Annotated in this window: 9 protein-coding genes; 3 read left to right on the top strand and 6 right to left on the bottom strand. The window is 72.2% G+C overall.

What is annotated here, in order from left to right:
- Positions 1-156: 156 nt before the first annotated feature.
- The 5 genes from ABZV42_RS05525 to ABZV42_RS05505 form a co-directional block, all read right to left on the bottom strand.
- Positions 157-3,252, bottom strand: a complete 3,096-nt coding sequence (locus ABZV42_RS05525) for a VCBS repeat-containing protein (protein WP_356050945.1) — start codon at positions 3,250-3,252, stop codon at positions 157-159.
- A gap of 198 nt (positions 3,253-3,450) precedes the next feature.
- A complete protein-coding gene (gene metG, locus ABZV42_RS05520; RefSeq protein ID WP_356050944.1) occupies positions 3,451-5,175 on the bottom strand; it encodes a methionine--tRNA ligase in 1,725 nt (574 codons plus the stop codon).
- Between the two features lie 164 nt (positions 5,176-5,339).
- Positions 5,340-6,833, bottom strand: coding sequence for a VWA domain-containing protein (locus tag ABZV42_RS05515; protein ID WP_356050943.1), 1,494 nt, complete (start codon positions 6,831-6,833; stop codon positions 5,340-5,342).
- Positions 6,834-7,132: 299 nt separating this feature from the next.
- On the bottom strand, positions 7,133-9,067 hold the full coding sequence (locus ABZV42_RS05510; protein WP_356050942.1) for an FUSC family protein: 1,935 nt from the start codon (positions 9,065-9,067) through the stop codon (positions 7,133-7,135).
- A gap of 44 nt (positions 9,068-9,111) precedes the next feature.
- On the bottom strand, positions 9,112-10,011 hold the full coding sequence (locus tag ABZV42_RS05505) for a hypothetical protein (RefSeq protein WP_355981917.1): 900 nt from the start codon (positions 10,009-10,011) through the stop codon (positions 9,112-9,114).
- Between the two features lie 304 nt (positions 10,012-10,315).
- Between ABZV42_RS05505 and ABZV42_RS05500 the strand changes: the two genes are divergently transcribed.
- Positions 10,316-10,867 (top strand): SH3 domain-containing protein, encoded by a 552-nt coding sequence (locus ABZV42_RS05500; protein WP_356050941.1) that lies wholly within the window; start codon positions 10,316-10,318, stop codon positions 10,865-10,867.
- A gap of 139 nt (positions 10,868-11,006) precedes the next feature.
- Here the strand turns inward: ABZV42_RS05500 and ABZV42_RS05495 are convergent, their stop codons facing one another.
- Entirely contained in the window at positions 11,007-11,441 is a 435-nt protein-coding gene (locus ABZV42_RS05495; protein WP_355981921.1) for a hypothetical protein, read from the bottom strand.
- Between the two features lie 145 nt (positions 11,442-11,586).
- On the opposite strand from ABZV42_RS05495, the gene ABZV42_RS05490 reads away from it, so the two are divergent.
- Complete coding sequence (locus ABZV42_RS05490; protein WP_355981923.1) at positions 11,587-12,225, top strand: NAD(P)H-binding protein; 639 nt, start codon at positions 11,587-11,589, stop codon at positions 12,223-12,225.
- A 115-nt stretch (positions 12,226-12,340) separates the two neighbouring features.
- The gene (locus ABZV42_RS05485) at positions 12,341-13,438 is read left to right on the top strand and encodes a PP2C family protein-serine/threonine phosphatase (RefSeq protein WP_356051052.1); all 1,098 of its coding nucleotides are present in this window, start codon (positions 12,341-12,343) and stop codon (positions 13,436-13,438) included.
- The last annotated feature ends 67 nt before the right edge of the window (positions 13,439-13,505 follow it).

Raw genomic sequence — 13,505 nt, 5'->3', positions numbered from 1 at the left:
CGGCTCTTTGCCCGGTCTTCACCGGCCCCCATCTGGTCTTCCGTGCCTTCCCGCCGGTTCCGGACGCACGTGTGGCGGCCTCGGCCGGCGGGCCCGGGGACGGCGAAAGGGGGCACCGGACGAGTCGTCCGTGCCCCCTTTCGCGGGTGAGGAGCCTCAGGAGATCGACCGGTATCCGCTCCAGCCGGTGGCGATCTTCGTGCGTGAGCCGAACGAACCCTTGCCGTCCCCGCTGTTGCGGTACAGATTGCCCGAGGTGTCCCGGGAGACCAGGTCGGCCCTGCCGTCGTCGGTGATGTCGCCGACGCCGACGACGGCGTTGTAGGAGCCGCCCCAGTCGCCGAACACCTTCACGCGGGCGGCGAAGGTTCCGTCGCCCTTGCCCTTGTAGCGGTAGAGGGTGTTCGACGTGTCCTGGGCGAGCAGGTCGCTGATGCCGTCGCCGTCGAGGTCACCGGCCCCGACGATCTTCTTGTAGCTCTTCCAGTTGTCGTAGAGCCTCACGCGGGCGGACAGCGTGCCCGTGCTCGTCCCCTTGTAGAGGTAGACGGTCCCGGTGGACGCGACACGCGCGATCAGGTCGGGCCGGCCGTCGCCGCTCACGTCACCGGGCGACGTCAGGACGTCGTACTGCGTCCAGCCGCTGCTCGCGAGGGTGGTGTACGACGTCTTCGGGGTGACCGCCGCGCCGCAGCGCGGCTTGTAGAGACGCAGGGCGCCGCTGCCGAGCCGCACGAGGACGTCGTTGCAGCGGTCGCCGCCGAGGTCCCCGAACGGGACCGCCTTCACGGTGGTGGCCCAGCCGGAGCCACTGACCTTCTCGCCGAACGTGCCGCGGCCGGTGCCCGACTGGAAGGTCAGGCCGCCCGACGCGTTCAGGGTGAGGAGGTCACCGCGGCCGTCGGGTCCTTCCGGGCTGGAGAAGTCGTGCCGCACCGGCGCGCCCGCCTCCAGGTAGCCCTTTCCGGTCGCCACGGTGACCGCCGAGGCCGTGCCGGTGCCGGTGGCCTTGAGGGTCCAGGTGAACTGCCCGTTGGGGAAACGGGCGTTGTCGACCGTCGTGCCGTACCAGTCCGTCGCCACCGAGGCCGTGGACGCGCCCCCGGTGACGGTGCGGGTCGCCTTGCCCTGCGCGCCGCTCTGGACGGAGGTGAAGGTCGCCGACCAGGAGGTGGCCGGGCGGGACAGCAGCCAGGAGCCGTGGAACGGCGTGCCGGCGCCGACGAAGTCCCATACCTCGGACCTGAAGGCCGTCACGGCCGACGGAGTGGCACCTGTCCTGGCGATGTGCGTGCGCTCGTACAGGTCGGTCCAGGCCACCAGGCCGGTGTACTCGTCCACGGTCCACTTGAAGCGACGGTCCATGGCGAGGCCGGTGTCGGCGACATCGGTCGCGAGCACGCGACTGGTACCGGTGGCCGCGTCCGTGAGGACCAGGGTGCCCCCGGCGTGGTCGTGGCGGACGGTGAAGCCGTCGCCGAGCAGCACGTCGCCGCCGCCCACCGCACGGGAGGCGGCGGCCTTGGTGTCGTACACACCGGCCGAGCCGTCGCCGCACGTCCAGTAGACCCAGCGGCCCGCCGCCTGGAGCTCGCCCGGCACGCAGGACATGCCCGGAACGGTCACCGTCGCGAGGGTCTTGTCCTCGGTCAGGCTGTACGAGGTGAGCCTGCCGGTCGTCGAGGCGCTCCAGAGGGTCGAGCCGTTCAGCGCGGCGGCGCGCACCGACCGCTTCAGCTTCTGTCCCTGGCCGAACTCGCCGATGTACTGCGTCGGGGCCGAGCCGCCCGAGTTGTAGACGGCGTAGTCGTCGGAGACGTCGACGATCGCGCCGCCCGCGGTGTGGAACTCGAGGGGGTTGTAGCCGATCGTGACCAGCCGGTCCGCGTCGGACAGGCCGCTGCCGCCCTCGTCGCCGTCGTAGTAGGTGTCGAGATAGACGTCCCTGGGCCCGTTGACGTAGTTGCCCCACATCGCCGAGCAGGTGGTGCCGGCGTACGGGCACTTGGGGCTGACCGAACCGCTCTCCGTGGCGGCGGTCGCCGTCAACTGGCCGCCGACGCCGGCGATGGTGCGCCACGAGGTGGTGTCGGAGGTGCTGGAGGGGTTGTCCTCGGCAACGCGGAGGTAGCCCCGGCTGAGCGCCAGGCCGGTCTTCGCGTTCTCCATCGCCGGGATCTGCGTCAGCTGCTCAAGACCGGGCGTGCCTTCCGCGGCCTCGGTGAAGCGCCGCACCCACCAGTCGCTCGCGCCGGTGCCACCGGTGACGAGGGCGGCGTTGCCGGACGCGCCGAGCACGTACGCCCCGGCCTTGGCCGCCTGGGTGCGAGACGAACCGTCCTTCAGGGAGACGGCCCGCAGCTCGCTGGTGCCGGTGCCGGTGTGCAGCGGGAGCAGCAGCCAGTCGCCGGAGAGCACCGGGGCGCCGTCGAGCTGGGCACCGGGCGCGGGCAGGTCGATCACCTGCTCGGCGGCCTCGGGGTCCGTGCGGGGCTTGACGTGCAGGTCGCCGCCGGCCGGGTCGTACCAGCCGATCCGGTCGTCACCGAGGACGGTGTACGGCCGGGCGGCCATGCCGGAGAAGACCTTCGTGGCGGTGGCCGTCGCCAGGTCGAGGTAGTACAGGTAGCTGTCCACCTTGAACAGCACGCCGTGCGCGTCGGCGGCGGTGACGGCGAGCGAGGTGATCCGGGTGCCCTCGGGCTTGATGGCACGGGAGCGCCAGGTGCCGTCGACGAGGTCGTGCACGGCGTACTCGGTGAGGACCGTCCGTCCGGCAAGCCCCCGGTACGCCTCGTCCGAGGTGAACGAGGTGGTCGTCCGGGTCGCCGGGTCCCACAGGGCGACGGAGCCGGCCGACGGCAGTGCGACCAGGTCGCTGTCGCTGCCGTACCAGGCGACCGCGCAGTTCGGCCCGCCGAGGTTCGCGCAGGCACCCGTGGGCGCGTACACGCCGTCGCCGGTCCGGACGACCGTGCTCGTGCCGGCGGCGTAATCCGTCCACAGCAGCCCGGCGATCCCGGTCTGCCGGTGCAGGAAGCCGCTCGCACCGGCCACCAGCGGGCGGTCGGCGCGCGGCTGCGTGTCGGCGGGGTCGGTCAGGGTGATCTCGGAGGCGGATCCGGCCGGTGCGGCCGGGTCCGCCGAGGCGCCGTTCTGTGGCAGAACGGCGATGGCTGCGGCCGCCAGGGCGACCGCGAGTGCGGAGACGAGGGCGGCGGTGCCGCTTCGTCTCGGGGCGTTTCTGCCCACGTGAACTGTCCCTCCCCGCGAGGGCCCCCGCCCTCGCACAAGTGCGCGGATGCTAACAGGAGGTGACGGCGGGTCGGAAGGTCAGGGTACGGTAAAGCCGCTGGTGGGCCTGGTCGTTTCGGTCCGCCGCCGCAGGCTTCTGATACGCGAGGAGCCCGGGAACGGTGCGTTCCCGGGCTCCTGTCGAGCGGTTGTCGGCTACTCCGGCGCGCCGCCGAAGCGCTCCTTGTACGACTCCAGGTCCTCGTCCGTGATCTTGGCGAAGAGGACCGGGGGAACGGTGAAGGGGGTTCCGGCGGGGAGGAAGGCGAGGGCGCGTGCCTCGTCCGCCGTCACCCAGGCCGCCGTGTCGTCGGCGAGCGCGAAGGCCGAGCGCATCGCGCGGGCGGACGCCGGGATGAAGGGTTCCGAGACCACCGAGTAGAGGTGGATCAGGTTCATCGCCGTGCGGAGCGTCAGCGCCGCGCCCTCGGGGCTGGTCTTGATCTCCAGCCAGGGGGCCTTCTCCTCCAGGTAGGAGTTGCCCGCCGACCACAGGGCGCGCAGCGCGGCGGCCGCCTTGCGGAACTGGAGGGCCTCCATCTGGGACTCGTACTCCGCGAGCAGGCCCGCGATCTCCACGCCCAGCTTCGCCTCGGCCTCGCCGACCTCGGCGCCCGCCGGGACCTCCTCGCCGAAGCGCTTCTTGGAGAAGGACAGGACGCGGTTGACGAAGTTGCCGAGGGTGTCGGCCAGGTCCTTGTTGACCGTGGTGGTGAAGTGCTCCCAGGTGAACGACGAGTCGTCCGACTCGGGGGCGTTGGCGATGAGGAAGTAGCGCCAGTAGTCGGCGGGCAGGATGTCCAGGGCCTGGTCGGTGAAGACACCGCGCTTCTGGGACGTGGAGAACTTCCCGCCGTAGTACGTCAGCCAGTTGAAGGCCTTGACGTAGTCGACCTTCTTCCACGGCTCGCGCACGCCCAGCTCGGTGGCCGGGAACATCACGGTGTGGAAGGGGACGTTGTCCTTCGCCATGAACTGCGTGTAGCGGACCGGGTTCTCGCCGGAGTCCGCGTCGTACCACCAGGACTTCCAGTCGCGGTTCTCGGCATCCTGGTCGGACCACTCCCTCGTCGCGCCGATGTACTCGATCGGGGCGTCGAACCAGACGTAGAAGACCTTGCCCTCGGCCGCCAGCTCCGGCCAGGTGTCGGCCGGGACCGGGACGCCCCAGTCCAGGTCACGGGTGATGGCGCGGTCGTGCAGGCCCTCGGTCAGCCACTTGCGGGCGATGGAGGAGGCGAGCTGCGGCCACTCGGACTCGTGCCGGGCCACCCACTCCTCGACCTCGTGCTGGAGCTTGGACTGGAGGAGGAAGAGGTGCTTCGTCTCGCGGACCTCCAGGTCCGTCGAGCCGGAGATCGCCGAACGCGGGTTGATCAGGTCCGTGGGGTCGAGGACACGCGTGCAGTTCTCGCACTGGTCGCCGCGGGCCTTGTCGTAACCACAGTGCGGGCAGGTGCCCTCTACATAGCGGTCCGGGAGGAAGCGGCCGTCGGTGGGCGAGTACACCTGACGGATCGCGCGCTCCTCGATGAAGCCGTTCTCGTTCAGGCGGCGCGCGAAGTGCTGGGTGATGTCGCGGTTCTCCGGGCTGGAGCTGCGGCCGAAGTAGTCGAAGGCCAGCTCGAAGCCGTCGTACACGGCCTTCTGCGCGTCGTGCGCCTGGGCGCAGAACTCGGCGACCGGCAGACCGCGCTCCTTGGCGGCCAGCTCGGCGGGGGTGCCGTGCTCGTCCGTCGCGCAGATGTACAGGACCTCGTGGCCACGCTGGCGGAGGTACCGGGAGTACACGTCCGCCGGGAGCATGGACCCCACCATGTTGCCCAGGTGCTTGATCCCGTTGATGTACGGAAGGGCGCTGGTGATGAGGTGTCGAGCCATCGCGGGCTGCTCCCAGGTCGCTACGTGGGGCGACGATCGCGTCCGGTTTCCGGTGGGCCGGTCGTCGCCGGTGAACCTTGAAATCGTAGCCGACATGGGTGGGCCGCCCGCTTCCCGTTTTAAGGCGTGGGAAGGGGGCGGCCGTTGTCCGGTCGTACGGGAGGTTACGGGCGCCAGTTCTCCAGCACGCCGTCGTAGACCTCGACGTCCGTCAGCTCGCGCGGGGCCGGGCCCGCGTGGAAGAAGGCCGTGTTCCCGGTCTTCAGCTTGCGCAGGTAGTCGAACGCCTTGTTGTCGTGCTCACCGAAGGCGACGAACGAGAAGAAGACGCCCGGGTGGTCCTTCGCCGCGTCCGTGAGGGACTGGGTGGCGGGGGTCTTGGCGTCCGGGGCGCCGTCCGTCTGGAAGATCACCAGGGCGGGGGCGCCTCCACCCGAGCGCTGGTGGTGGGTGACGACCTCCTCCACGGCCACGTGGTAGCTCGTACGGCCCATGCGGCCGAGGCCGGCGTGCAGGTCGTCGACCTTGTTCTCGTGCTCGGCGAGCGTGAGGGCGCCGGTGCCGTCCAGCTCCGTGGAGAAGAAGACGACGTGGACGGTCGACTCCGGGTCCAGGTGGGCGGCGAGGGCGAGGGCCTGCTCGCCCAGGGCCTGGGCGGAGCCGTCCTTGTAGTAGGCGCGCATGGACGACGAGCGGTCGAGAACGAGGTAGACCTTGGCGCGTGTGCCGGTCAGGTCCCGCTTCTGGAGCGCGGTACCCGCTTCCTCGTACGCCGTTGCCAGGGCCGGGGCCTCGTCCTTGACCTGGGTCAGCGACACCGCGGAGTCACCCATGGCCGTGACGACCGGCTCCGCCTCTGTCACGGGCTCCGGCTCGGCTTCGACGACGGGCTCGGCCGAGATGGCCGGCTCCGCCTCGGCTTCGCCTTCGGCGTCGTCGTTCCCACCCGCACCACCCGTGCTGACTTCTTCGACGAGCTCGGGTGCTGCATGCGGGGCCTCGCCGCCGTCGGCGACCGCGGGCTCGTCCACCTGCGGGACCTCGGCCGCAACCACCTCAGCGACAACCGGCTCGGCAGCCACTACCGGCTCCGGCTCAGCCTCAACAACCGGCTCGGCAGCCACTACCGGCTCCGGCTCGGTTTCGACCACCGGTTCGGGCTCGGCGGCGGCGACCGGCTCGGCCTCGGCGGCGGGCTCCGCTTCAGCGGCAGCCTCGGGCTCGGCCTCGGTGACCGGCTCGGCCTCGGCCGCGGGTTCAGCCTCAACCTCGGCGGCCGCGACCGGCTCGGCCTCCTCGGCGGTGACCGGCTCGGCCTCCGCCTCGGGCGTGGGTTCAGGTTCGGTCTCGGCGACCGGGGGTACTTCTCTGGTGGGCTCCGCCGGAGGCGTCTGCCTCGGCACCGTCACGTTGTCGAAGGCGGCCGAAACCAGCTCGTCGACCACGGAGGGCTCGGGCTCGGACGCGGGAGCCGGAATCCTCGGCTCGGCCTCCGGCGCGGAGGTCGAGGCCGGTTCGGCCTCGGGGGAAAGCGTCGGCTCCGCCGCGGGAGCCGGGACCGTCGCGGTCGACGTGGCCTCTCGCGAGGTCTCCGCGTCCGCGTCACGACCCTTGCGTGAGCGGCCGAACGCATTCCGCAGGAGAGTGAGAATGCCCATGTGCGCAACCCTTCGCGTGAGTTGATCCCGTCAATCCCTGGCCAGGACGGACACGTAAGGTTAGCGGCCACAGATGGTGATCTTCGGCAGGGGCGGCGCACCGTACGACGGTCGCGTCAACCCCCTTACAGCGCCCACGGGTTCACTTTCCTACGACGAGGATTTGTCGGAATTGGAAGTTCCGCCACGCACCTTCCCCCGGCGTCACCCTTGTGTCAAGGGAGAGCAAGGGGACAGTAAAGCCGTCTCGCGCGTGGATCGGGACGGTGGCCGAATAGTCGGTGCCGGAAGCGTCCGTGTCAATGCGGTGAGGCGATCGCCCTGGCCGCGGCGACCTCCTGCCGCACCGGTTCGAGCACGCTTTGGGCGGGTCCGGTGAGGTCCGTGCGGACGGCGAACAGCACGTCCGTCTCACGCAGTCCCTCCGACAGCTCCCGCAGCTGGCGCGCGATGGTGGAGATCTCGGCGGCGGACGGTTCGACCGCGCCCTGCCGGACCCGGACCCGGGCGGCGGTGGTCGCGTCCACGATCCGCTCGACGGCGACGACGAGCGGCAACCAGGCCGCGGCCCGGCGGCCGTTCGGCGGCGGTTCGGTCAGCGCGCGCTGGAACTCCGTACGGATGGAGGAGAGGTCGCGGTACAGCCTGCGCCTGCTGCGGGCGCGGGCCGCCGGATCGGCCGCGTTCCCGAAGGCCAGCTCGACATAACCGGCCGTGTCCGCGACCGCGTCGGCGAGCCGGTCGCCGACCCGGGCGTGCCAGCTCTCCGGCCACAGCAGGTACCCGGCCACCAGGGCGATGGCGCAGCCGATGAGGGAGTCGACGAGCCGGGGCACGATGAGTCCGGTGCCCTGGTGGTTGAGGTTGTCGGACAGCAGCAGGATCACCGGGGTGATGGCGGCGGTCTGATAGCCGTAGCCGCGCGGGGTCAGGGCCGGGATGAGCGCGGCGAGCACCATCAGCACGGGCACGTCCCACCAGCCGCGCGGCACCACGGTCAGTACGGCCGCCGTGACCACCAGGCCGGCGACCGTGCCGAGGGCGCGCAGCAGGGCTCGGGAGAAGACGGACCCGTAGTCGGGCTTCATGACGAACGTGATGGTGAGCGCGACCCAGTACGAGCGCGGCACCGCGACGGTCGAGACCAGCACCTGGCCGAGGCCGATGCACAGGGCGAGGCGGGTGCCGTAGCGCCAGGAGGCGGCCGACAGCAGGACGTTGCGGGTGGCGCGGGCCGCGCGGACGCGGGGCGCGGCGGGCCGTCCGAGGCGGTCGTCGAGGGCGTGCGCGTCGGGGGACCGGTCGGTCACGACACGGGCGGCGTGCCGCAGGGCGTGGTCGACGGCGCGCGCGGTCTCGTCGGCCGGGGCGGGAAGCCGCAGTTCGACCGGGCCGGTGCCGCCGGTCTCGACGGTGTCGGCGAGCAGGCGTACGGCGGCGGGGATCTCGGCGGGCAGCGGCTCGCCCCGCTGGTGGGCGACGGGGGCGGCCTCGACGACGGGGGTGACGGCGTTCAGCTGGGCGAGCAGCCGGACGAGGTCGGGACTGCGGCCGTGGTGGAAGGCGCGCCGGGCGAGGACGAGGTCGTAGGACTCGTTGAGGGACCGGGTGACGGCGAGGCGGAGGCGTTCGTAGTCGTCGGTGCCGCCGGCGGCGAGGAGGTCCGCGGCCGTCCGGTAGGTGTCCGCGACGGCGGACCGCTCCGGCACCCCGGAGCGCAGGGGCCAGGCGAGCAGGGTCAGCGCGAGGACGAGGAGCCCGCCGCCGGACATCAGCAGCGGCGCGAGCCACCAGGCGCCGGGGAGCGGAAGTCCGGCGCCGATCACGCAGTTGAGGAGCAGCAGCAGTCCGGTGACGGAGGCGACGGCGCCGATCGACGAGATCATCCCGGAGACCAGGGCGACCAGGGTCACCGTCACGACGGCGGTCCAGCCGTGCCCGAAGACCGCGGCGCCGATCGTGACGCCGATCGCGCCGAAGAGCTGCGGGACGGCGATGTTGAAGATCCGCATGCGGTACGCGTCCGCGGTGTCGCTGATGACTCCGGACAGCGCGCCCATGGAGGCCAGGGCGCCGTACGCGGGCTGTCCGCAGGCGAGGCCGACGGCCAGCGGGAGCGACAGGGCGACGGCGGCGCGGGCGGCGGCGGCCTTGTTGACGGGGGCCCGCTGCGGTTGGAGGTTCCTGACCAGCCAGTCGGGAGGGGTGAGGCCGACGGGGAACTCACGGGACATGTCCCGAGTATGGCGGTTTCCCTGGAACGGCCCCCGGCGCGGGGTCAGGCTCCCACGTGGGTCGACGGTTCCGCGGGAGTCGGCCTGGGTGCCTCGGCCGGCCGGCGCCGGCGGGCGTACGCGCCGGCCAGCGCCGAGGTCAGCGCGACCGTCAGCCCCATGGCCAGCAGCAGCCAGCTGACGAACCGAAGGGTCTCGGTGAGGGCGTCGTACACCGCGCCCGCGGCCGTGCGGGACACATCGGGCGGCAGGTCGGCGAGGGTGAGCCTGCGGCCGACGGTGATCGCGACCCCGAGCAGCGCGGCGCCCAGAGCGGTGCCGAGGCCCGTCGCGAGAACCGCCCGGCGGCGGCGGACGGCGATGGCGATGCCGGTCGCCGCGAAGACGACCGACGCCGACGGGAGCCAGAATCCGGCGACTTCGAGCACGTGGAACCCCTTCCGGAGCCGGGCCAGGTCCTCCGCCTCGAGCACGGTGATCTCGGCGTGCTCGATGGGGATCCGGTCGGCCAGCGGCATGTGGTCGTCGGCGAGCCGGCGTTTGACCCGCTCGGTGAGGGGCGCGAGGTCGACGGTCACCGCGCCCTCGCGGTCCTCGCGCAGCGCCCGCATCACGGCGTCGTGCGCGGCCAGGTTGGCGGCCTCCCACGCGGTGCGGTACGCCTCGGTCTCGGTGAACGAGCGCACGGCGTCCCGGACGAAGTGGTTCACCGGCCCCTGGAGCCGCGGCCGTACGTGGACCTCGCGCAGGATGTCGTCGGTGACCCCGGCCGCGATGGCGTCACGGACGTCGTCGTCGGCGGCGAGCGGCGCCATCGTGGCCTCGTACCGCTCGGAATCGCCGAGGCCGTACGTCGCCCACGCCGACAGCGCGCCGAGCGGCGCGAGGAGGCAGGCGAGCGCGATCAGCACGGCCGACACGGCGCTGCGGACACGAGAGGTCACGTCTCCAGGCAAGGCCTCCTTCGCCCCGCGGGCGACCGGGCCGACTGCAAATGGGCGTATACGACAAGTCGTACGGGGAGCCGCCGCACCTCTCCCGCGCGGCCGGCTCCGAACCGTGCCCGGAGCCGCCAGCAGCCTCGCCGGGCCCGTCAGCACCCCGTCAGATCGCCCTCCGGGCCCGGGTGGCGGCCCCCCGGCCCCGCCGCAGGCCCCGCGCATCCCAGCGGCACCAAGGGTTTTGGCCGCTCGGGTGGAGCCCTCACCCGAACGGGTGTTTCCTGGATCTGGGGAGAAGGAGGCCGATATGCGCACCACCCCAGCCCTGCGGACCCTCGCCGGGGCCCTGCTCAGCGGCGGTGTACTGACCGCTCTGGCCGCCGGTCCCGCCATGGCCGTGACCGAGTCGGCGCACGCCGGAGACGGCTCCGGCAGCCCCGTCTGGGGCACCGTCATCTCCCGCGGGGAAATGAACCTGCGGCTTCAGCCCAGCACGGTCTCGCCCGTCGTCGGCGCGCTCTCGTCGGGCAGCCAGGACCGCGTCCAGTGCGCGGTGAACGGGCAGAGCGTGCTCGGCACCAGCGTCTGGTACTGGCTCGTCGGTGCCCACGCGTGGGCCAGCGCCGCCTTCGTCGACACCGGCGGCCGGTCGGTGCCGAGTTGCTCGGACCCGTGCCCCGACCAGAAGGACGGGACGTGGCACAACGCGCACTGGGACAACGGCCGCAGCCCGCGCAACGATCCCGGCTGGAGCGTGAGTGCCTCCGGCTCCTGGAGCTTCACCGTCTCCAGCGCGTGGAGCTGGACCGTGTCCGGCTCCTCCTCGAACTCCTGGGACTGGGTCCCAGGTGGCAGGTGAGTAGGTGAGTGAGGGAGACGCGTGAGGCCCCGGCTGTCCGCCGGGGCCTCACGTGCGCGTGCGCCATGTGCGCCATTTGCGTCGTGCGCGTCGTGCGCGCCGTTCCGGCGTACTACGACGGAACGGCGCGCATACGACGTCAGCTCGCCTTTCCCGCCGCGTCCTCGTGCGTGTAGTAGCGGTAGAAGGCCACCGCGTACACGCCCGCCGCCACCGGCAGCGACATGAACACGGACCGCAGAATGGTCGCGTCGGTCTGGCTGTACAGGAAACCGAACGCGCAGCCCGCGAACACGGCCCACACCAGCGCGTGCATCTCGCGCCGCATCAGCGGCGCCACCGTCCGGGCGCCCATGTAGGCCGCCGCGAACGCGATGGCGCACACGAAGCCGAACAGCACGTTCCAGCCCGTGATGGCGCCCGCGTCCCGGTTGATGGCGGCGGCCCAGTAGCCGTAGACGAGTCCGCCGGCAACGGGGATGCCCCACTTCGCGATCGTGTGGGTCTGTTCCCCGAAGACGTCGGTCGATCCGGATGTACGTGGTGTCCCTGACACGGGTGCGGCTTGAGCCATGGAAGGACTCCTTTCTGCTCGCCCCCGCCTTCCAGGTCACACCTCGCCGCAACCCCTGGCAAGTCGGGACAGGCCCCCCTCATGGCACCCCCGCGGCACTTTCGCCGGGATGCGGTGATCATGGGCGCGTGCTTCGCTGAGGTGCATGAAGCTCGTACTTTTTGGTGCCACCGGCATGGTCGGCAGCCGCATCGCCACGGAGGCCTCGGCGCGCGGACACCAGGTCGTCGCGGTCAGCCGGTCCGGGCAGTCCCCGGTCCCCGGGGTCGCCGCGACGGCGGCGGACGCCTCGGACTCGGCGAAGGTCGCCGAGCTGGTGGCCGGCGCGGACGCGGTGGGGTCGGCGTGTGTCCCGCCCCGCGACGGCTCGGATCCCCGCGAACCCTTCCTCGCCCTCAACCACTCCCTGGTGGAGGGCGTCCGCACGGCCGGGGTGCACCGGCTCGTGATCGTCGGCGGCGCGGGCACCCTGGAGGTCGCGCCCGGCGAGGCCGCGTGCGACCAGCCGGACTTCCCCGAGGCCTACCTCCCCGAGGCGCTCGCCCACCGGGACGCGCTGGCCTATCTGCGGAGCGACGTCGAGGACCTCGACTGGACCTACATCTCCCCCGCGGCCGAGATCGGACCCGGCGAACGCACGGGCGACTTCCGGATCGGCGGGGACCGCATGCTCACCGACGCGGGCGGCCTGAGCCGGATCAGCGCCGAGGACTACGCGATGGCCTTCGTCGACCAGCTGGAGATGCCCGTTCACCCGCACGGCCGGATGTCGGTCGCCTACTGAACGGGAGGCGGTACGGCGCGTGGCCGACCGGAGATCCGTACTCGACCGGGTTCGGCACGCCCTCGGACCGCGCGGCGGGCTGCCGGAGGCCTTCCAGCGGCCGAAACCGCTGAGGATGCGCGGGCGCAACCTCGCCTGGCTGCCCCCGCTGCTGCTGCTCATCGGCATCGCGCTGCTCGACGTCAACACCTCCGGCCGGTTCCGGATCATCTCCTGGCTCGTGCTGGTACCGGTCATCGCGGCGGCGATCTGCGGAGTGCTGGGCACGCTGGCCTTCGCCGCGCTGTCGCTGCTCACCTACGGCGCCGTGGACACGTCGTGGCCGCACCAGTACCAGAACGGCCTGCCCGATTTCGTCCTCGTCGTGGTCGGCAGCGGCCTCGCGGCCCTCGCCTGTTCCGTCAGGCTGCGGGCCGAGCGGCACATGCTGCACATGCGGGACGTCGCCGAGACGACCCGGCGTACCGTGCTGCGCCCGATGCCACCGGGCTGGGGCGGCCTCGACCACGCGGCCGTCTATCTCGCCGCCGACAGCGAGGCCCGGGTCGGCGGCGACTTCTACGACATCCAGCCCGGCCGGCACGGCACCCGGCTGCTGCTCGGAGACGTCCAGGGCAAGGGGCTCGCGGCGGTCGAGGCGGCGGCCGCGCTGCTCGGCACCTTCCGGGAGGCGGGGTACCACGAGCCGGCGCTGGCCACGGTCGCCGCCCGGCTGGAGGTCAGGATGCTGCGGCACAACCGCTACCGCGTGGCGCTCGGCCGCGACGACGGCGACCGTTTCGCGACCGGCGTCCTCGTCGCCTTCCCCGAGGACACGTCGGTCACGGTCGAGGTCGTCAACTTCGGCCACGAACCTCCCCTCGTCGTCACCCCCGACGGATTACGGAGCCTGGATCCCGGGCACGGACGCCCGCTCGGCATGGACGAGCTGGTGTCCACACCGCCACCGGTCCTCCGTGTTCCGCTGGCTCCCGGCGAGACACTGCTCCTGGTCACGGACGGGGTGACCGAGGCCCGCGACGGGGTCGGCGACTTCTTCCCGCTCCGGGAAACCCTCACGAAGGCGCTGGCGCGGGACCCGCGCACCGCCGACCCGCAGCGGCTCGTCCGCCTCGTGCGCGACGGCACACTCGAACACTGCGGCGGACGGCTCGCCGACGACACCACGATCTTCGCCGTACGGCGCCGGGCGGAGGGCGCGCGGCGGCCGTAGCCGGGGTGGCGGACGCGGACCCGGGGCTCCCCGGCCGGCCGGGGCGTTCGTCTCCTCGCGTCCCCGC

Origin of the sequence: Streptomyces sp. NPDC005281, assembly GCF_040607495.1 — a bacterium.
Taxonomy (GTDB): domain Bacteria; phylum Actinomycetota; class Actinomycetes; order Streptomycetales; family Streptomycetaceae; genus Streptomyces.
Note: the sequence above shows the minus strand (reverse complement) of the source record. Positions and strands in the feature narration are given on the sequence as shown.

What these genes read in the sequence shown, in the direction of transcription:
- ABZV42_RS05485 (WP_356051052.1), top strand. Translation starts at nt 12,341, where the DNA reads ATGCGCGGGCGCAACCTCGCCTGGCTGCCCCCGCTGCTGCTGCTCATC.
- metG (WP_356050944.1), bottom strand. Translation starts at nt 5,175, where the DNA reads ATGGCTCGACACCTCATCACCAGCGCCCTTCCGTACATCAACGGGATC.
- ABZV42_RS05515 (WP_356050943.1), bottom strand. Translation starts at nt 6,833, where the DNA reads ATGGGCATTCTCACTCTCCTGCGGAATGCGTTCGGCCGCTCACGCAAG.
- ABZV42_RS05495 (WP_355981921.1), bottom strand. Translation starts at nt 11,441, where the DNA reads ATGGCTCAAGCCGCACCCGTGTCAGGGACACCACGTACATCCGGATCG.
- ABZV42_RS05490 (WP_355981923.1), top strand. Translation starts at nt 11,587, where the DNA reads ATGAAGCTCGTACTTTTTGGTGCCACCGGCATGGTCGGCAGCCGCATC.
- ABZV42_RS05510 (WP_356050942.1), bottom strand. Translation starts at nt 9,067, where the DNA reads ATGTCCCGTGAGTTCCCCGTCGGCCTCACCCCTCCCGACTGGCTGGTC.
- ABZV42_RS05500 (WP_356050941.1), top strand. Translation starts at nt 10,316, where the DNA reads ATGCGCACCACCCCAGCCCTGCGGACCCTCGCCGGGGCCCTGCTCAGC.